The organism is Acetobacterium sp. (assembly GCF_036508315.1).
GTDB lineage: Bacteria > Bacillota > Clostridia > Eubacteriales > Eubacteriaceae > Acetobacterium.
This window is the reverse complement of sequence record NZ_DATCHP010000014.1, coordinates 22,897-42,698: the sequence shown is the minus strand read 5'-3', so window position 1 is coordinate 42,698 and position 19,802 is coordinate 22,897. Positions and strand designations below refer to the sequence as shown.

Here is a 19,802-nt window from a genome sequence, read left to right as displayed (position 1 = left end):
AAACGGCGGCGAAATCAAGGATTTTGCAGGCGTTAACAAAAGTACAAAACCAATGACCGCATTGATTGCGATTAATACTACTGCTGGTACAGCCAGTGAAATGACACGTTTTTGTATTATCACAAACTCTGAAACCCATGTGAAAATGGCAATTGTCGATTGGAGATGTACACCAACAGTATCCATCAATGATCCAATATTAATGATGGGCATGCCTCCTGCATTAACAGCTGCTACAGGAATGGATGCATTAACACATTCAGTAGAAGCTTATATGTCAACAATTGCAACACCCGTAACTGATTCAGCTGCTTTAATGTCAATGAAATTAATTGGCGAAAACTTACGTCAGGCAGTTGCAAACGGACAAAATTTTGAAGCAAGAAATAACATGGCTTATGCACAGTTCTTAGGCGGTATGGCATTTAACAATGCAAGCCTTGGCTATGTACATGCAATGGCTCATCAATTGGGTGGATTCTATGATCTTCCACATGGTGTCTGTAATGCTATTTTATTACCACATGTAGAACGATATAACTTAAATGCTAATCCACAACGTCTAGCTGATATTGCTGTTGCATTAGGCGAAAACATTGAAGGCCTTTCAATAAGAGATGCTGCTGAAAAGGGATTAGATGCCATTGTTAAACTTTCTCAGGATGTTGGAATTCCTGCTGGCTTAACAGAACTCGGCGCAAAAGAAAAAGATTTCGAACTCATGGCTAAAAATGCTATGAATGATGCCTGTGCCGGTACAAATCCTGCAACAGTAAAACTTGCAGATGTTGTTCAAATATTCAAAAATGCAATGTAACAATTACACATCTTAAAAAACTCCCAAGAGCATTTTGCTCTTGGGAGTTTTTTATTGTTCACTCAAAGATTTATGATCATTTTCTTTCTGAATTTTGCCAAGTATGGATAAAACTTCCTGTGCTAATCGGTAACTTGCAATATAAATAGATGATTTGATCTTTATTCTATATTTAATCAGATTGATATATTCTGCTGGTTTTCGAGAATCATTAACCGTAATTTTTATCTTTAAGCTATTAATGCTTTTTTTGGACTTTTTTCCAGCGGTAATCCCACCCATAACAGAATGTTCACCGCCGAAAAGAATGCCTTCGGCAATTGCACTGCCGACGCCTCCTTTTATAACGGTATCCCCATCTTCCAGCAATTCGTACTCAAGGATATCATCAAAGTTATAAATATTAGGGGTTTTCTTTCCACCCAAAAAACCATCCGGGATGAGCCACTGTTTTTTTTCTTCGTCAAACTCAATGAAATTGCCTAAACCTATTATTTTACCTATTTTTTTTGTGGGCGTGAATTTTGATAACGCTTTTTTTTCTTTATCATTTTCAGCAATATCCCTTTGAATGTCGGTCATTGTTTTTATATTAATTGGTGTATTCATGTTATAACCGCATAACTTATGACAATCTGAGCATAAATCGCCTTCGGCAGTCGTAAATCGATTTAATCCGACTTCTTTTTCACAATTTATACAGATAGCCTTAATATCAAAAAAACCCATAATGTCAGATCCCCCCCTTAATAATTCATTCTGGTACTATTATATATTAAATATGTTACTTTTCAAGAAGCAAAATATCAGACCTTCTTTAATGACATAAATTAACGACTAAAACCTGATTTTTCTAAAAAGATATTGACATTCAATCCTTTTTAATAATATTGTAATCAATAGCAATATTATTAATGGAAGCTGTTGAGGTCACTAACCAAGGGGTCAATGGTTATGGTTTGCTGATGTCGGCCTTAGGCGTTGGCTCACTCATTGGATCGCTTGTTATGGCATCCAAAGGAAAAGAAGAATCAAAAATGCAGAGGCTTTTTGCCTCTGCAATAATCGTTTCACTATTACTTGTGATACTTTACTTCGTTCTTTTATTTTCAATGGGCAGTATTCCTGCCATTTCGCCAATGACATTTATTAGTTGAGTATCAGATGGAATCACAATTTTTGCATTGCTTTTTAAGGCAGTTTCGGTGGCTTCCAATTGTCTTAATAGTTGAGCATTGCCAATGAAGTACAACTCGGCGGCTTCATTCACAAGCTTGATGGCCTGGGCTTCACCTTCAGCTGCAAGAATTCTTGCCTGTCTGATACCTTCAGCTTTTTTGATTTCAGCGCGCTTAATTCCATCAGCGGTTGTTTCAGCTGCAGTAGCAAAGTCAATGGCGGCTACTTTTTCATTTTCTGCTTTAACAACCTTGTTCATGGTTTCCTGAACATCTTCCGGCGGATCTATTTCTCTTAATTCGGTTCGTACAATATCAATCCCCCATTTATCGGTTTCTTCCTTAAGGGTTTTAAGTAAGTCGGTATTAATTCGGCTTCTTTCACTGTTTGCAGATTTTAAAGTCAGGGTTCCGATGATATTACGAAGGGTAGTTCTGGCCAGATTAACAATCTGAACTTTATAATTATTAACATTGTAGACTGAATTTTTTACGCTTTCTTCATCAGCTTTGACTTTAAAGTAGACTTGGGCATCGACAGTTGCATTCAAATTATCATTGGTAATAATCACCTGTGGTTCCGCATTAAACATTTGCTCTGTGATGTTCACTATAAAGACCCGCTGAACTAAAGGAATAATCCAGTGAAAACCGGGTTCTGCATATTTTGTGTACTTTCCAAGAGTTTCAATGAGTCCCCGACTTGTGGGTCGCACGATCCGAATACCGGAAAAAAATACAGCGAGAGCAAGAATAAGGACTATAAGTATAAATAAATAAATCATTTTTATTTTCTCCTTCTAATTAAATTTTTTATACTTCTAATTGTATACCTTTTTTCCAAAGAATGAAATAGCTATTACGAAATTTGATAGGCTAATAAATTGTTTATTTAATAAAAATATGGGTACTTAATATGTTAAGTAAATAATTTACTGTTTCAAAATAAAAAAGCGGAGGTTTAACAATGAAAAACGTGGAAAAAACCAAAGAAAATTTAAAAAAATGCATGTGTATGAAATGTCCAAGCTACAATTTTGCCTGTAAAGTAAGGGCAATGCCGGGTAATGTGATTTTAAAGGTTGGTAACATGGAAAAGAGAATCCATGCAGAAGCCATGTTTTGTGCCTATGAACCAAGCCATTGCATTGATGAAGAAAAAGGCTGCAACTGTAAACAATGCGAGGTACATAAAGAATACGACCTTAAAAAAGAATATTTTTGTGTGGTTCAAGGTGGCAAATAGATAACCTTAGTTTGAGTAATGTTTCATTATTTAACATCAAACAAAAAAACAGCCCAATATTTTGAGCTGTTTTTTGTTTGACTAATTATCTGGCTTTACGCCAGTGTCTTTTTGTATTCAATATACTCATCATAAGATGATAGACGGTCCAGAGTACCTTCTCCGGAAATTTCGATGATGCGATTAGCCACCGTTTCCATAAACTGATGGTCATGGCTTGCAAAGAGAAGAACACCTTTAAATTCCATGAGGCCATTATTGACTGCGGTGATTGATTCAAGATCCAAATGGTTGGTGGGTTGATCCATAACCAGGATGTTGGATGCATTCATCATCATTTTAGAGAGCATGCAACGGACCCGTTCCCCTCCGGATAAAACCTGCACTTCTTTATAAATATCATCCCCTGAAAAAAGCATTCGCCCCAGGAATGACCGAATATAGGTTTCGGTGATTTCTTCGGTATATTGCTGTATCCATTCGCATACATTCAGGCTGCAGTCATTGAAAAATTCGCCATTGTCTTTTGGAAAATAGGACTGACTGGTGCTGACTCCCCATTTGAAACTGCCTTCATCCGGTTCTATTTCTTCCTTAAGAATTTTGAATAACGTGGTCATTGCGATTTCATTATCGGAAACAAAAGCAATTTTATCATTCTTGTTCACTCGAAAACTCACATTGTTTAAAACTTTAACGCCATCAATGGTTTTGGATAAATGCTCAACACTGAGAATCTCCTTGCCGGGTTCCCGATCAATCTGAAATCCGACCCAGGGGTATTTTCGAGAGGAAGACGGCATGTCTTCAATATTAAGTTTATCCAACATCTTTTTACGTGAGGTTGCCTGTTTTGATTTCGATTTATTCGCTGAGAAACGGGTAATAAAGTTTTGAAGCTCTTTGGCTTTATCTTCGCTTTTTTTGTTCTGGTCCTTAAGCAATCGTTGAATCAACTGACTGGATTCATACCAGAAATCGTAATTCCCAACATAAACCTTGATTTTGTTATAATCAATATCCACAATATGGGTGCAGACATTATTGAGGAAGTATCGATCATGGGAAACCACAATCACTGTTCCTTCGTAATCCATGAGAAAATCTTCTAACCAAAGAACGGCTTGAATGTCCAAATGGTTGGTAGGTTCATCAAGAAGTATAATCTCAGGTTTACCAAACAAGGCCTGGGCCAATAGAACCTTAACCTTTTCATTCCCATCCAGTGAACTCATGGTGGCATCCAGAATATCAGCACTCAGACCTAAACCCTGGATAATACGTGAACCATCGGATTCTGCTTCCCAACCGCCCATTTCCGCAAATTCGCCTTCCAGCTCTCCTGCCTTAATACCGTCTTCATCAGAAAAGTTTTCCTTCATATATAAGGCGTCCTTTTCTTTCATAATGGCATAAAGTCGTTCGTTTCCCATCATTATAGTATCCATTACCGTGAACTCATCATAGGCGTAATGATCCTGTTTTAATACGGACATCCGTATGTGCTCAGGAATAAAAACATCACCGGATGACGGTTCCAGCTCTCCGGATAATATATTTAAAAAGGTTGTCTTTCCCGCACCGTTGGCACCTATTATCCCATAGCAATTCCCTGGAATAAACTTTATATTAACGTTGGAAAAAAGATTCGTCCCGCTAAAATTCAAACTTAAATCTGATACTGTAATCATATATTTTTGATCCTCCAATGTATTAATATCCATAAAGAAAAGGCCATTGTCAGTTTCTTCCCTGATAATGGACCTTGACTACAAGACATTTAATTATACACTTTATTCCTTGTGATTTCCATTATTTTTTAAAAATATTTATCTAAAATATTTTTTTCTTAAAGCATTTTTTATTTCTCTTGTTTTTAAACACTGGGTTTGGGTATAATAGTAAAGAGGTGATAGATTATGAAAGTAGAATACAATAAACTTGTCAGAGACAAAATCCCTGAAATCATTAAAGAAAGCGGACGCACCTGTGAGTACAAAATCTTAGGTGAATCAGAAGTTAAAGATGCTTTAAAAGAAAAACTCCTGGAAAAGGCTCAAATATTTTCCAAGAAACCCTCAGAAGATGAACTTTCTGATATCTACGAATTGTTAGGAGCCATTATAGAAACCTTTGAATATGAGCCCCTTCATATTGATTATCTGAAACTCCAAAACAAAGAAACTAAAGGGTCTTATTCTAAAAAAGTATTTTTAATTTCAGTGGATGATGGCGAATAAAAGAAATCTAACATTAAAAAATATCAAAACAGGCGATGACCGTTGTTTTCTAACAACAGTCGTCGCCTGTTTTGATTGATTCTATCAACAGGATAAGCGTTATCTCAATGGAAATGCATTTTCAAAATGATTAATGATCCTTTGTCCATTATCTTCAAAATATATTTCAAGAACATCAAACCGCACGCCAAAATCAAAAAGATTTTTTTCTTTGAGATACCATAAAGCAGTTTTCCCGATGCGTTTTTGCTTTTTTACATTAACCGCTTCTCTGGGATAGCCATAATCTAAATTTTTTCGATACTTGACTTCAATAAAAACAATGGTCTCTTCTTTTTTAGAAATAATATCAATTTCTCCTGAAGGCCGCTTGTAATTTCTTTTGAGAATTTCATAATTGGCTTCAATCAGAAATTGAATAGCCAGGTCTTCCCCCTGGCACCCTTTTTGATAATTATGTGTTTTCATTTAAAAGCCCATATTTCGCACAAAGCTCCGGCGATGAATCGGGGTTAATCCATGTTTTCGAATCGCTTCAATATGCCCGGCAGTGCCATATCCCATATTGTGATCAAACCCGTATTCCGGGTATTCTTCATGATAAATCTGCATGAGATTATCCCGATAAACCTTGGCAATAATACTGGCGGCACCAATGCAGTAGCAAATTGAGTCCCCGTGAATAATTGATTTTTGAGGAATATGAGTGTCAATATGAATGGCATCCAAAAGCAAAAGATCAGGCTGAGTGGCTAACGCCTTTACAGAGTCTGACATGGCTTTTTTTGTGGCATTTAATATATTTATGGAATCAATGGTCTCATTATCAACAATACCAATTTCATAATCCAGGACCTCATTTAAAAGTTGTTGGCAAAGCATCGCTCTTGTTTTTTTCGAAAGCTTTTTAGAATCATTGACATAAAGGATTTGGGAGTCTGGTTTCAACACCACTACACAGGTGACCACTGGTCCTGCCAACGGGCCACGGCCCACTTCGTCGATGCCGCCAATCAGTTTTATTCCTGACTGATAATAGCTTTTTTCCATAGCCTTCATTTTTTGAATCCGTTCTTGTTCATTAAATAAAACAGCCAGCTTATTTTCCATGGATTCTGCCATTTTTTGAACTGCAATCCGGGGATCAGACTTCAATATGGGAATGATCTCGGGATAGGCATCGATATGAAAACCTTCTACGACCTCTTTAAGGGACTTAATGGTTTGATTTAGAAGTTCTTTCATGGGTTTATTACTCCATAAACGTTTTATTCGTTGGTCGTTCAAGGGTGATTCGACCAATCCGGCCATTTTTAAAATCATTCAGAATCAGCTCACTAGTTCGGGAATAATCATATTCCCCACCTTTTATAAGCAGACCACGGCTTTTTGCAATGGCATCATAGACCTCAACAATATTTTTGTTGTCCAGGGTAATTTTATACATAATTTCTAATTCTTTGGGATAATAATTAATCAGATATTTCAGAAGATCTGCCGCTATGTTTTCTTTTTCATAAATGGTATCTTTAATGGATCCCAACCAGGCCAAATGAAGGCCTACCTTGGGATCGTCAAACTTAGGCCATAAAATCCCCGGAGTATCCAGGAGCATTAAATTATCCGGAGTACTTAACCATTGCTGGCCTTTCGTAACACCGGGCTTGTTTCCTATTTGTGTTTTCTTTTTACCTATGAGACTATTAATAACCGTCGATTTTCCGGCATTTGGAATCCCGCAAACCAGACACTTCATCTGAAACTTATTTTTTACATTCAAAGAATGAATGAGTTTGATGAGTTCTGATTTCAGACGTCGATCAAAGGCATTATAAAGCATGACATGTTGGATATCGGTATTATCTTTAAACCAATCCATCCAGGCTTCGCTTACCTTTGGGTCTGCCAAATCGGCTTTATTCATTAAAAGAATGTGTTGTTTATTCCAGGTGTACTCGTTTATATCCGGGTTCTTACTTGAAATAGGCAAACGTGCATCCACGACTTCAATGACAACATTGATAAGTTTTAGCTTCTCTTTAATTTCTCGTTTAGCCTTGGCCATGTGCCCGGGGTACCATTGGATATATTCAATTTTCTCACCAGACATTAGTTCACCATTCCTATGGTATTAAGCGGCCAAATTCTAAAAATCACTTTTCCATCAATGGCACTCTTCTCAACGAACCCCAGGCTTGCGTAGCGACTATCAGAGCTGTTCGCCCGGTTATCCCCCATGACAAAATAGGTGCCTGCAGGGACGGTAACCTTGGCAAAATCATCGTAAGGCTCAGGGCTGATATAATCCTCGGATAGCACCTGATCATTAAGGTAGACAACCTGGTCTTTAATTTCTACAGTGTCTCCGCCTTTTCCAATGACACGTTTAACATATTCCACATCTTTGCTGTAGCTTAGAATCACGATATCCTCATAGTTGGGTTCGCCAATGGTATAACCGATTTTATTGATAATGAGCCGATCCCCATTTTCAAGGGTCGGAATCATGGAACTGCCTTGAACCATGACAAAATCGAATAAAAACATTTTGATAATAAATGCAAGAATAATGGCAATAATCGCTGATTGAAGCCATTCTCTAAGTTCCAAGCTGCCGCTGCGTTCTCGATCGCCCTTCATTTCTTTCACGTCCTCACTTTAATATAACCAAAAAAGAGGCTTGAAAGCCTCTGAATTACGCTTGGTATTATGATCTTTTCTCTTTTCGTTCTCTAACTTTAGCTGCTTTTCCAATACGTTCTCGAAGATAAAATAACTTAGCACGTCGTACTTTACCATGTCTTACAATTTCAACATCTTCGATTTTTGGTGAATGTACCGGGAAAGTTCTTTCAACCCCAACACCTGAGGAAAGTTTACGGACAGTAAAGGTTTCGCCAACACCGCCATTTTGTCTTTTAAGGACGATGCCTTCAAAAATCTGAATTCTTTCGCGCTTACCTTCAATAACTTTAACATGTACTTTAACAGTATCTCCAACATTAAACTTTGGCGTCACTGCCTTCATATTTTCTAATTGAATCTTCTTAATAATGTCCATTTGTTTCTCCTTAAAATTGAATTTTGACGTTCGTGCATCTTGTGCAGAGGACCGTCTCCTTTATTAACATACCATGGTATTATACACCGGCTTTATTTTTTACGCAAGCTTTTTTCATGATTCTTGAATAAATCCGGGCGATTATTTTTAGTTTTTTCTTCTGCCTTCGTCAGGCGCCATGTTTCTATGACTTTATGATTTCCAGATAAGAGAACTTCAGGAACCAATGACCCTTCGAATTCCCGGGGTCTGGTATAGTGCGGGTATTCCAGAAGGTTTGATTCAAAGGACTCTTCCTCCAGGCTTTTACTGTTTCCTAAAAAATCAGGGAGATGCCGTGCAATACAATCAGCCAGGGTTAAGGCTGGAAGCTCACCTCCGGTAAGGACGTAATCACCTACTGAAAATTCACTGGTGACATAGTGGTCAATGACCCGTTGATCAATGCCTTCATAGTGACCGCAAATAAAAATGATCCCCGGTTTTTCTGCTAAAATCATACTGTCTTCCTGTACAAAGGGCTTTCCACTGGGGGTTAAATAGATCACCGGAAAAGATTCATAGTTTTCAATGCTTTTAAGGGCATTAACAATGGGAGGTGCTGTCATGACCATACCCGCGCCGCCGCCAAAAGGGGCGTCATCCACTTGATGGTGCTTATCCTGCGAAAAATCCCGTATGTTTAAAACTTCATAATCAATGAGTCCCTTTTCTACGCCACGACTCATCATCCCAGACTGGAAATAGGCATGAAAAATTTCCGGGAATAAGGTCAGGAAATAGTATTTCATAGCTCCAATATTTCCTGGGGAATGTTCGCCTTAATTTGGTGTTCTTCAAGGTTAAAGTCTTCAAAATAAATTTTTCGTGCCGGGATGCAATAGGTTTTCTTTCCACCGGTAATGATGTAGACATCAATACCACCCGTTTGCATAATATCAGTGAGTTTTCCCAGAATTTCATCGCCATTATAAACGGTGAACCCAAGGAGATCCTCAATAAAGTACTCATCTTCACTAAGAGCTACTGCCAGTTCCCGGTCAATGGCAATAAGTTGACCCATTAAGGCTTCAGCATCATTGCGTGTTTTTATACCTTCTAAATATATTATGACATTATTTTTATGAAGACGTTGTCCGGTAATGGTGTAATCCACCCAGTTTTTGTCTTTTGATATTTTTATGGTTTCTAAATCAAAAAAACGCTCAGGGTCATCAGTGAGAGGCAATACTTTGATTTCCCCTTTAATTCCATGAACCCCAAGAATCCTCCCGATAATCATGATGTTATCATTTTTCATTTTCTTCTCCTGCTAATACATAAAAAAAAGAGCTGTTTACACAGCCCAATGCCTCAATTATTGGACAATCTCCAACATGACGCGCTTATCTTCTTTCGTGGCAGCGGCTTTTATGACGGTACGAATTGCTTTTGCGATTCGACCCTGCCTTCCAATGACCTTGCCCATGTCATCGTTGGCAACCTTTAATTCCAAAGTTATGGATTGATCGCCTTCAACTTCCTGGACAGAAACTTCATCGGGATGATCAACCAGAGCCTTTGCAATAATTTCTACAAGTTCTTTCATCACTTACCTCCTGATACTACTCGATTACGCTTTCTCTCTTTAACAAATACTTAACGGTATCTGTTGGTTTTGCTCCGTTGGCTAACCACGCTTTTGCTCTTTCTCCGTCTACTTTTACAAGTGATGGATCAACGCAAGGATCGTAGTACCCAATTTCTTCGATGAACTTACCATCTCTTGGTGCACGTGCATCAGCAACAACGATTCTATAAAAAGGTTTTTTCTTCTTACCCATTCTTTTTAATCTGATTTTAACTGCCATGTTTATTTCCCCCTTTCTTAAACTTCTTTTATCTAATGACAAATTGTCATAAATAACATTTTACATAAAAGGTAACTTCATGCGACCTTTTTTAGCAAGATTCGGATTGGACATTTGCTTCATCATCTTCTTTGATTGTTCAAATCCTTTTAAAAGACGGTTCACATCTGCTACCTTTGTACCACTTCCAAGGGCAATACGCTTACGGCGACCGGCATTAATCATACCTGGCTTATGGCGTTCTTCCTTTGTCATGGACAAAATAATGGCTTCTGTTTTTTTGGTATCAGCTCCGGATAAATCCACATTTTTCAAGGCTTTTTTATTGGCACCCGGGATCATTTCCAAAAGGCTGTCCATCGAACCCATACCCTCAATCTGCTTAATCTGCTCCAAAAAATCATTGAGATCAAATTCCTGGGTTCTAATTTTTTCTTCCAGCTTCTTTGATGTTTCTTCATCCATCATGCTCTGAGCTTTATCAATGAAGGAAAGAACATCACCCATCCCTAAAATACGGGAGGCCATTCGATCTGGGTAGAAAAGTTCGATATCGGTGAGTTTTTCACCGGTACCAATATATTTAATGGATTTCCCGGTGGTGTATGTAATGGACAATGCTGCCCCACCTCGGGTATCCCCATCAAGCTTTGTTAGAATCACTCCGGTTATTTCCAGGAGTCGATTGAATTCATTGGCAACATTTACAGATTCCTGCCCTGTCATTGCATCAACGGTTAATAGGATTTCAGTCGGTGTAATGGCTTTTTTTATGTTAACCAGTTCTTCCATAAGGGCTTCGTCTATTTGAAGCCGGCCGGCAGTATCAAAAATCACTAAATCGTAGTGACCTTCCTCGGCTTTTTCTAATCCGCGTTTTGCAATACCCACGGGATCCTTAACATCATGTTCCGAATAAACATCAATGTCTAATTCTTCTCCAAGGATCTCAAGCTGTTTAATGGCCGCCGGACGATATACATCACAGGCAACCAATAGTGGCTTGAATTTTTTTTCTCGGCGCAGAAGATTGGCAATCTTACCAGCAGTGGTTGTTTTACCAGCGCCTTGAAGACCTACCATCATAAAAACATTCCGGCGACCATCAATAAAGTCCATACGCTCAATTTCTCCACCAAGGAGACTGGTCATTTCGTCGTTCACAATTTTAATGAATTGTTGTCCTGGTGTCAGGCTGTTTAAAACTTCCTGTCCAACCGCTCGTTCACTAATTTTTTTTGTAAACTGCTTAACCACTTTAAAGTTAACATCGGCTTCCAGCAACGCAAGTTTTATTTCTCGGCTGGCGGCTTGAATATCCTTTTCATTAAGTTTTCCCTTGCGTTTGAGCTGGGAAAATATATTTTGAAATTTTTCATTTAATCCTTCAAAGATCATGATTTCACCTCTAGTTTTCGTCGCTGACTTTTTTCAGCTTTTCTATCACCGAGTTCAGTTCAGATTTTAGCTCCAGGTCTTTTATGCCTTTTGTCAGATCAACCAGATTCTTTTGAATGTCTTCAAAAATAATTTGGGCTTTCAAAAACTTTTCCACAAGACCCAGTTTTTCTTCATAGGCTTCCATCATGGCCTTTGAGCGCTTAATAACATCAAAGATACCCTGACGGGTCACTGACATGACGCCAGCTATTTCAGCAAGACTGTAGTCCTCATTATAATAATAGTCTAAAATCTGCTTTTGCTTTTCTGTTAAAAGCTCGCCATAGAAATCAAATAAAAATTGTTCATCAACTTTTTTTTCCATAAACACCTTCAATGTCGTAAAGGAATATTACTTGACGACTTCATTATTGTAAGTCCTGAGACCGTAATTGTCAAGCTTTTATTCAAATAAGAGATCAACAAATTTTCGGGGGTCAAATTCAATGAGATCCTCTGATTTTTCACCGATTCCAATGTATTCAATGGGGATTTGCATTTCATCAATAATGGAAAGTGCAATCCCTCCTTTGGAAGTCCCATCCAGCTTGGTCAGAACAATGCCGCTGATGTCAACACACTCGTGAAAGACCTTAGCCTGGTTAAGGGCGTTCTGTCCGGTAGTAGCGTCTAAAATCATCAGGTTATGGATATTAAAGCCATCTCCCTCACGGTTCACAATCCGACTGATTTTCTCCAGTTCCTTCATTAGGTTGACTTTGTTATGCAGCCTTCCTGCGGTGTCACACATTAATATGTCTATTTTTCTGGCTCTGGCCGCGCCAATGGCATCAAAAACCACTGAGCTGGGATCGGCGCCTTTGGTGCTTTTTATAATTTCGACTCCCACCCGTTTTGACCATTCTTCAAGCTGCTCGGTAGCGGCTGCCCGGAAGGTATCCGCTGCTGCAACCATGACTTTTTTACCTTCGCTTTTATAACGGCTTGCCAGCTTGGCGATGGTGGTGGTTTTTCCAACACCATTAACACCGACTACCAGCATAATCATCGGCGTTGTTTTGGGTTTTTCTTCAACACTCACCATATCGGTTAAAATATCTTTGAGATGCCCCATGACCTCTTCCTTGGTTTTTGAACGGGTTTCGATGATTTTTTTTCGGAGTTGTTCGGTGATCTTCATGGAAGTCTCAGCTCCGAGATCTGAAAGAATCAGAGTTTCTTCCAATTCTTCAAAAAAGTCATCATCGAACTTCCCCATATACATTACATTTTCAATTTTTTCTTTGAAGTTATCTTTCGTCTTAATGAGCTTGTTTTTCATTCGCTCATATAAACTTAATTTCGTTGGTTCTTCCATTTCTTTCCTCCATTATTTCTTTTCAATAATTTCAAAATTCGTAAACACAACCGTGAATTGCTTTGGTGTCAGTTTTCATAAACGATTTTATAACGTATAGGCGAACAGTTCAACGAACTGTACGACGTATAGTGGAAAAATTGTTTCATGTAACCATAAGAAATCGCTTTGCGAATTTCTTATGGTTCACGGGCAGTCGCCAACTACAAGCGAGCTTGTGATTGGCTCGTTGCCTTCGCGAAAACAGACCGCGAAGCTCACGGTTCTTTAGATATAATCCGACAATCGTACGGATACTAATTGGGAAACACCATCCCCTGACATCGATACGCCATAGAGATTATCGCAAACCTCCAGGGTTTTTTGCCGATGGGTAATGGTAATGAATTGGTTGTTCACTGCTATTTTTTTTAAATAACTGATATAGCGATAAATGTTATGATCATCCAGGGCAGCATCAATTTCATCAATAACACAAAAAGGCGAGGGATTAATTTCTAAAAAAGAGAACAGCAGGGCAATGGCCACCATGGATTTTTCTCCTCCGGAAAGGAGCGAAATATGGCGAAGCCGTTTTCCCGGCGGCTGAGCCACCAGTTCAATGCCGCCTTCTAAAATTCCGGTAGGATCCGTAAATTCCAGATAGGCTCGGCCACCTTCAAAAAGAATCCCAAAGATCCGGGTGAACTTTTCCTGGAGGATGATAAACTTTTCCTTAAACTGATCCGTCATGGCATCATACAAGGTGTTAATAATATCAAGGAGTTCGCGTTTGCCTGCCTGTAGATCGTCTATCTGGTCTTTCATAAAAGCATGACGCTCAACAATCTCTGTGTAATCCTCAATGGCGCTGAGATTTACATTTCCCAGGGAGGTGATCTTCCCCTTGAGTTCTCTTTGGCGTTCCTCGGATAAATCCAGACCTTCCCGATCTTTTTTAGCCACCAGATCTTCATAGACATCCTCAACCATAAGGTAATTCAGCTCATAACCCGTATAAATCGCTTCTTCCCAATGATCCATGTTAATTTGAAGACTGCTTATTTTGTTTTCCAACTTATTTTTTTCGTCATTGTGGACGATTAAATCATGATTAAAGGTTTTGATTTCCTCCCGAAGTTTTTCGAGTCGTCTGGCATTTTCTTTTTGCTGCTCAATAGCCGTTTTGCTTTTATCGTGATGCGCCTCTAACTCCGCGCTGAGTTTGATGGTTTCTGTTTTCAAAGATTTTTGACGCTCTATTAGCTCCAGGGATTGTTTCTCATACTGGGAAATTTCTCTTTCCAACACCATTTTTCTTTCGCGTTGACGGTTAAGCTGTTCATCAATTAAATGAATTTGCTGGTCAAAGCCGTTGATTTCACCATTAAGCTGGGTGATTTCCATTTGGATCTCGGACATTTTCCCTCTAAGTGCATCCAATTGAAGCCGGATATCATCAACAACTGCTCCAGGTGCCTGGGCCTCCTTAACCGGTTGTTTGACAATAGCATGGGATTTTTCGGCTTCACCCAGCTTTTCTGAAAGAAGATCATACTCCTGAGACAAGAACCTTCCTTTTTCATTCAGATCATCAATAACCTGATCATTTTCTGTTCTTTTATGAACCAGTTCTTCGGCTTGTTTATTATTTTCCCAACGTTTCTGTTTGCAGAGGTTAATGTTAACTTCAAGTTCTTTTAGTTCGTCACGGTAATTTGACAATGTCAGAGTTTTAGATTGTTCCTGCTTATGAAGCTTTTCAAGAAGTTCTTTCTGCTGAATCATTTCTTTTTCAAGATTTTGAATTTCCACCTTTTTAAATAATGGGGATTGTCGGCTATCTTTTTTTTGTCCGCCAACAATGGCTCCACCGGGATAAAAAATTTCACCTTCTAAGGTCACCACTGTGAATTTTCCCTGGAGATTTTTTTGAATCTCTTTTCCTGCCGTAAAGTCCCTGGCCACAATGGTTCTTCCCAGGAGACTGTCAATAGCTTTACGATAGGCTTCAGAGGTTTTTACAAGTTCACTGGCAATGCCTTCAAATCCGGTTAACCCTTGGATCTGGGATCGTATTCTCGAATCAATAAGGGAATAACGCAGGTTATCAAGAGGTAAAAAGGTGGCTCGCCCGAGATGTTGCGATTTTAGGAGATTAATGCAATCACTGGCGGTTTTAACGTTTGCCACCACAATGTTCTGACTTTTTCCACCCAATGCTATGTCAATGGCCTGGGTAAAACGACTGTCCATGGAAATAAGCTCTCCTACCGGTCCATAAACCTGATGAATGGCTTCTCCCAGGATTTTTTCAGAGGTCATTAATTTGCGAATCGCCGGAAAATAATCCTGATAATTTTTTTGAACATTTTTCAGATACTCTGTCTTAGAGGCGTTTACCTTCATATTATTTGAAAGTGTATGACATTGGCCAAGCAGATCTTTCTGACTGATTGTGGCTTCGTTTAAAACTTCAAGAAGCTTTTGATACCTGGCTTCCAGTGTTGATTTTTCCTCACCTAGCTTTAGGGCTTTTGCTTTTAAATCTTTTATGCTCTCAACACTTAAAGTCTGGTCTTGTGTTAAACCCGATAATCGCTTAGAAACAAAGTCTGCTTCAGTTTTTGTTTCCTGAATTCCTGTTCTCAGATTAAGAAGCTTTTCTTCTAAAACTTCACGTTGGGATTGGTTGGAAATAATCGAGGCATGCTGAGCCAACTCACGTTCTTTTTCGTTTTGCTCTTCTAAAAGAAGGTTATTAAGAGTCGCCTCCAGCTTATCTTTTTTCTCCTGATGCCGGCTTAAAGCATTTTTCTTTTGTTCTGCCTTTCGCTTTAAATCAGCAATCTTTTCCTGATTTTCTGTGATTTCGATTTCAAGACCGGACAAATCCTTAACCAAACGTTCCTGAGTGATGACATTGGCCTCAAACCGGCTTTTGCTCCTGATGTCTTCTTGTTGAGCCTGATCAAAATCAGCTCTCAGGGTGGACAGGGTTCTTTTCCCGGTGTCTACCAAAAATTCTAATTCCCGATTTTGGATGGTGAGCTTCTGGTATAACCCATCCTTTTCTTCAATGCTTTTTTCATCAGATTCACAAAGCCCTAATTGGCGTTTAAAGTCCAGTTGAAGATGGGTCATTTCCTTTAAAGCGAAGGTCATCTTCTCATAAAAAACGACTAAATCCACGGTTTTCAGCTCTTCATGGAGCGTCAACCAGGTTTTAGCCTTCCGGGACTGATTTTTCAGTGGCCCTAATTGTTTTTCAATTTCAACCATAATATCCCGTAAACGGTCTAAATGATTCTGAGTTTGCTCAAGCTTCTTCTCTGCTTCAATTTTTTTTGTTTTATAAGACACAATTCCGACAGCTTCTTCAAAAATACTGCGAAGCTCACTCGGAGAACTGGCAATGATGTTTTCAATTCCCCCTTGACTAATGAGAGAATAACCATTTTTTCCAAGGCCGGTATCCATGAAAATGCTATGAACTTCCTTAAGCTTACAGCTTTTTTTATTAATGGCATAATCACTTTCCCCGGAACGAAAAAGTTTCCGGGAAATGGCAACTTCCTGGGGATAGTCTGCCAGAGAACCGTCACCATTGTCCATTACAAGCACAACCTCGGCATAGCCGGTGGCTGATTTTTTATCGGTTCCTGAGAAAATAACGTCTTCCATTTTTTTCCCACGTAGGGATTTAATGCTTTGCTCTCCCAGGACCCATTTGATGGCGTCGGTAATATTGCTTTTCCCACTGCCATTGGGGCCAACAATGGCCGAGATTCCCTGGGAGAATTCAAGGCTTACAGGGTCTGCAAAAGACTTAAAGCCTGATATATGTAATTTTTTTAAGTACAAACCCCCACCTCTCTTTCTATTTCAAACCGCTGTTCTTGTCATTTTTCACTTTTTCAGAGTTTCAAGCATGTAGTTTTTCGCCGCATCCTGTTCCCCTTCTTTTTTGCTCTTGCCAATGCCTTTGCTGACACAATCCCTATTAAGAAGCAAATCTATGAAAAAGGTTTTATTATGCTCCGGTCCTTCGGATTTTTCCAGAACATATTCAATGACGTTATCACTGTTCTTTTGGATATGTTCCTGTAACTCTGTTTTATGATCCTTGACCAAAGCTCCGGATAACGCCAACTGAATATTATTATTCAAAAGACGAAGCACCATTTCTCGGGTCGTTTCAAAATCACTGTCAAGAAATACTGCCCCTATGATCGCCTCAAAAGCATTGGCTAAATTCGATTTCCGTCGTCTCCCGCCGGTAACAATCTCCCCTTTTCCAAGAAGTATATGATCTCCTAAATAAAGATCATAGGCTGCTTTTGAAAGAGACTCGGCACATACAATATTGGAACGGATTTTCGTCATCTTTCCTTCTGATAATTTGTGGGATTCATATAAATACCCACTGATAATCAGTTCCAATACTGCATCCCCCAAGAATTCCAGGCGCTCATTGTTTTCAGCATTCCCAGAATGAGAGCTGTGTGTTAATGCAATTTTTAAAAGCTCTTTTTTTTTGAAAGAATACTTAATTTTCTCTTCAATCGTCACTTTATACCACCTCCTCAAAAAGGTAGTGCCGCCAAAATTCAGCGGCACCGTTTATTTGTATTTAAGATATTGCATCTAAGACATCTTCAACCGTCTGGATTTTTTCCAGAACATCATCGTCAATCTTAATTTCAAATTCATCTTCAAATGCCATAACCAGCTCAACAACGTCCAATGAATCAGCTTTGAGATCATCAATGATGGAAGTTTCGAGGGTAATATCCTCAAGATCAATATCAAGCTGTTCAGCAATAATTTCTCTTATTTTCAATAATCGTTCATCCATGATTAGGCCTCCATATTTTTCGCGTTTTCGCTAATTTTTTCTAAAACATCATTTTCAATAAACTTAATGCTTTGACGCACTGCATTTTTAATGGCGAATGCATTGCTGCTGCCATGAGCTTTGATGATACCACCCTTAACCCCTAAAAATGGTGCGCCGCCATACTCTGCATAATCAAACTGCTTTTTAAAGCTTTTCAGGTTACTCTTTATCAAAAGACCCCCGATTTTTCCTTTGAAATTGCTCATAATTGAGGTCTTAATCCCCTTTAACAGGTATTCTACAACCCCTTCGGTAAGCTTTAAAACAATATTACCTGTAAAACCATCACAAACCAGAATATCTGCTTCTGTTTCTGGAATATCCCGCGCTTCCACATTGCCCAAAAAATTAAAGTTACCAGCATCCAGCAGCTCATAAGCTGCTTTTACAAGGCTGTTTCCTTTTTTTGCTTCAACGCCAATATTTATAAGGCCAACTTTTGGGTTGGTCTTACCCAATACATTTTCAGAATAAATTTTCCCCAACTGGGCAAATTGCTCCAGATATTCAGGTTTGCAATCGGAGTTTGCCCCTGTATCAATGAGTAAAAAAACGCCTCCTGTTTTTGGCAGGGTTGCTGCCAGGGCAGGACGTTTGATACCTTTAATACGGCCTAACTTCAAGAGTCCTCCAGCTAATAGGGCTCCGGTGCTCCCTGCTGAAATGAGCACTGCGTTTTCCCTGGTCTTCATTGCTTCAAGAGCAACCACCAGAGATGAATCGGTTTTGCGACGAATGGCCATTGCCGGTTCTTCGCTACTTTCGATAACCGTCTCGGCGTGGAGAATGGTAATCTTGTCTTTGGGATAGGTATATTTTGAAAGTTCTGTTTTTATGGCATCCTCTCGACCGACAAGGATTAATGCAATATCATATTCGTTAACCGCATCAATGGCTCCTTTGACAATCTCGAAAGGGGCATGATCTCCACCCATAGCGTCCAGAAATATATTCAAAAAATCACCTTCCTTTTTCATTAAATGTCATTGATCCCGAAATATTTAATCCCGGATAGAGAAAAAACAGAGTATAAACTCTGTTATTCGTCAATATTAACGACACTAACGTCTTTGTATGTTCCACAAGATTTGCAAACACGATGAGGCAATTTAATCTCACCACATTTTGGACAAGTACTCATACCTGGTACAGTTAATTTATAATGTGTTCTTCTCTTATCTCTTCGAGATTTAGAAGTTTTTCTCTTTGGTACAGCCATCACTAACACCTCCTATATAAAAGTCATATCACTTACAATAATTTTTTCAGCACTTCAAAACGGAGATCATAATCACCGTTTTTGTCACAACTACATTGTTCGTGATTTAAATTATTGCCACATTTTGGACACAAACCCGCGCAATCGTCACTACATAACATACGATAAGGCTCATTAATATAAATGCATTCTTCAACGATGGGTAAAAGATTCAAAATAACTTCATCCTCTTTAACCGTTATTGTTTCCGAATACGCATAGCTACAATCTACCGGGGTTGGTTCCAGGCAACGGGCACAGCGATAGATCATGGTCATCTCCATCGTTAATGTCACAAAAAAATTACCCCGCGACAATTTCTCGATGGTTCCACGAACCAAAGCGCCTTCTTCCCCGATTTCTCCCTCAATGTCTTTTAAATCCTCATTTTTCAGAGTAAATTCAAAGGGGATTGTTTCATCTTGTAATAGCTTATTGATTTCAAAATTCATTTTATCACTCCAAATGGGCAATCATCATTATATAGACGATTGCCCATTTTGTCAAGTGAAATA

Annotated in this window: 24 protein-coding genes; 3 read left to right on the top strand and 21 right to left on the bottom strand. The window is 38.9% G+C overall.

Annotated features, from left to right (window positions below; genetic code table 11):
- Positions 1-817: iron-containing alcohol dehydrogenase (locus VIK44_RS02065; protein ID WP_331552188.1), on the top strand; the 817-nt coding region annotated here is incomplete at its 5' end.
- 51 nt (positions 818-868) lie between these two features.
- Here VIK44_RS02065 and VIK44_RS02060 read toward each other — a convergent pair.
- Together VIK44_RS02060 and VIK44_RS02055 are read right to left on the bottom strand one after the other, a co-directional pair.
- Positions 869-1,546 carry an SHOCT domain-containing protein gene (locus VIK44_RS02060; protein ID WP_331552187.1) on the bottom strand — a complete coding sequence of 226 codons (678 nt, stop codon included), beginning with the start codon at positions 1,544-1,546 and terminating at the stop codon, positions 869-871.
- A 361-nt stretch (positions 1,547-1,907) separates the two neighbouring features.
- Complete coding sequence (locus tag VIK44_RS02055) at positions 1,908-2,780, bottom strand: SPFH domain-containing protein (protein WP_331552186.1); 873 nt, start codon at positions 2,778-2,780, stop codon at positions 1,908-1,910.
- Positions 2,781-2,962: 182 nt separating this feature from the next.
- On the opposite strand from VIK44_RS02055, the gene VIK44_RS02050 reads away from it, so the two are divergent.
- On the top strand, positions 2,963-3,241 hold the full coding sequence (locus VIK44_RS02050) for a DUF2769 domain-containing protein (RefSeq protein ID WP_331552185.1): 279 nt from the start codon (positions 2,963-2,965) through the stop codon (positions 3,239-3,241).
- Between the two features lie 95 nt (positions 3,242-3,336).
- On the opposite strand, the gene VIK44_RS02045 is transcribed toward VIK44_RS02050, so the two are convergent.
- Positions 3,337-4,932, bottom strand: a complete 1,596-nt coding sequence (locus VIK44_RS02045) for an ABC-F family ATP-binding cassette domain-containing protein (RefSeq protein ID WP_331552184.1) — start codon at positions 4,930-4,932, stop codon at positions 3,337-3,339.
- A 228-nt stretch (positions 4,933-5,160) separates the two neighbouring features.
- Between VIK44_RS02045 and VIK44_RS02040 the strand changes: the two genes are divergently transcribed.
- The gene (locus tag VIK44_RS02040; protein ID WP_331552183.1) at positions 5,161-5,481 is read left to right on the top strand and encodes a nucleoside triphosphate pyrophosphohydrolase; all 321 of its coding nucleotides are present in this window, start codon (positions 5,161-5,163) and stop codon (positions 5,479-5,481) included.
- 99 nt (positions 5,482-5,580) lie between these two features.
- On the opposite strand, the gene VIK44_RS02035 is transcribed toward VIK44_RS02040, so the two are convergent.
- From VIK44_RS02035 to VIK44_RS01950, 18 genes are all read right to left on the bottom strand, one after another.
- A complete protein-coding gene (locus VIK44_RS02035; protein WP_331552182.1) occupies positions 5,581-5,949 on the bottom strand; it encodes a YraN family protein in 369 nt (122 codons plus the stop codon).
- Positions 5,950-6,726: a ribonuclease HII gene (locus tag VIK44_RS02030; RefSeq protein WP_331552181.1), complete on the bottom strand. Its 777-nt coding sequence runs from the start codon at positions 6,724-6,726 to the stop codon at positions 5,950-5,952.
- Positions 6,727-6,733: 7 nt separating this feature from the next.
- A complete protein-coding gene (gene ylqF / locus VIK44_RS02025; RefSeq protein ID WP_331552180.1) occupies positions 6,734-7,591 on the bottom strand; it encodes a ribosome biogenesis GTPase YlqF in 858 nt (285 codons plus the stop codon).
- Positions 7,591-8,121: a signal peptidase I gene (lepB, locus tag VIK44_RS02020; RefSeq protein ID WP_331552179.1), complete on the bottom strand. Its 531-nt coding sequence runs from the start codon at positions 8,119-8,121 to the stop codon at positions 7,591-7,593. The genes ylqF and lepB overlap by 1 nt, the downstream gene beginning before the upstream one ends.
- 67 nt (positions 8,122-8,188) lie before the next feature.
- Positions 8,189-8,542 (bottom strand): 50S ribosomal protein L19, encoded by a 354-nt coding sequence (rplS, locus tag VIK44_RS02015; protein WP_331552178.1) that lies wholly within the window; start codon positions 8,540-8,542, stop codon positions 8,189-8,191.
- Positions 8,543-8,634: 92 nt separating this feature from the next.
- A complete protein-coding gene (gene trmD / locus VIK44_RS02010) occupies positions 8,635-9,333 on the bottom strand; it encodes a tRNA (guanosine(37)-N1)-methyltransferase TrmD (protein WP_331552177.1) in 699 nt (232 codons plus the stop codon).
- Positions 9,330-9,842 carry a ribosome maturation factor RimM gene (rimM, locus tag VIK44_RS02005; RefSeq protein WP_331552176.1) on the bottom strand — a complete coding sequence of 171 codons (513 nt, stop codon included), beginning with the start codon at positions 9,840-9,842 and terminating at the stop codon, positions 9,330-9,332. The genes trmD and rimM overlap by 4 nt, the downstream gene beginning before the upstream one ends.
- A gap of 57 nt (positions 9,843-9,899) precedes the next feature.
- Positions 9,900-10,130, bottom strand: a complete 231-nt coding sequence (locus tag VIK44_RS02000; RefSeq protein ID WP_331552175.1) for a KH domain-containing protein — start codon at positions 10,128-10,130, stop codon at positions 9,900-9,902.
- A 16-nt stretch (positions 10,131-10,146) separates the two neighbouring features.
- Complete coding sequence (gene rpsP / locus VIK44_RS01995) at positions 10,147-10,392, bottom strand: 30S ribosomal protein S16 (protein ID WP_331552174.1); 246 nt, start codon at positions 10,390-10,392, stop codon at positions 10,147-10,149.
- A gap of 60 nt (positions 10,393-10,452) precedes the next feature.
- Positions 10,453-11,790 (bottom strand): signal recognition particle protein, encoded by a 1,338-nt coding sequence (gene ffh, locus VIK44_RS01990; RefSeq protein WP_331552173.1) that lies wholly within the window; start codon positions 11,788-11,790, stop codon positions 10,453-10,455.
- Between the two features lie 10 nt (positions 11,791-11,800).
- Complete coding sequence (gene ylxM, locus VIK44_RS01985; protein ID WP_331552172.1) at positions 11,801-12,157, bottom strand: YlxM family DNA-binding protein; 357 nt, start codon at positions 12,155-12,157, stop codon at positions 11,801-11,803.
- A 78-nt stretch (positions 12,158-12,235) separates the two neighbouring features.
- A complete protein-coding gene (gene ftsY, locus VIK44_RS01980) occupies positions 12,236-13,150 on the bottom strand; it encodes a signal recognition particle-docking protein FtsY (protein WP_331552171.1) in 915 nt (304 codons plus the stop codon).
- A gap of 267 nt (positions 13,151-13,417) precedes the next feature.
- Entirely contained in the window at positions 13,418-16,993 is a 3,576-nt protein-coding gene (gene smc / locus VIK44_RS01975; protein ID WP_331552170.1) for a chromosome segregation protein SMC, read from the bottom strand.
- Between the two features lie 45 nt (positions 16,994-17,038).
- Entirely contained in the window at positions 17,039-17,701 is a 663-nt protein-coding gene (rnc, locus tag VIK44_RS01970; RefSeq protein WP_331552169.1) for a ribonuclease III, read from the bottom strand.
- Between the two features lie 61 nt (positions 17,702-17,762).
- The gene (acpP, locus tag VIK44_RS01965; RefSeq protein WP_331552168.1) at positions 17,763-17,987 is read right to left on the bottom strand and encodes an acyl carrier protein; all 225 of its coding nucleotides are present in this window, start codon (positions 17,985-17,987) and stop codon (positions 17,763-17,765) included.
- Positions 17,988-17,989: 2 nt separating this feature from the next.
- A complete protein-coding gene (gene plsX, locus VIK44_RS01960; protein WP_331552167.1) occupies positions 17,990-18,985 on the bottom strand; it encodes a phosphate acyltransferase PlsX in 996 nt (331 codons plus the stop codon).
- Between the two features lie 83 nt (positions 18,986-19,068).
- Positions 19,069-19,248 carry a 50S ribosomal protein L32 gene (gene rpmF, locus VIK44_RS01955; RefSeq protein WP_331552166.1) on the bottom strand — a complete coding sequence of 60 codons (180 nt, stop codon included), beginning with the start codon at positions 19,246-19,248 and terminating at the stop codon, positions 19,069-19,071.
- A 32-nt stretch (positions 19,249-19,280) separates the two neighbouring features.
- Positions 19,281-19,739, bottom strand: a complete 459-nt coding sequence (locus tag VIK44_RS01950; protein ID WP_331552165.1) for a YceD family protein — start codon at positions 19,737-19,739, stop codon at positions 19,281-19,283.
- Positions 19,740-19,802 lie beyond the last annotated feature (63 nt).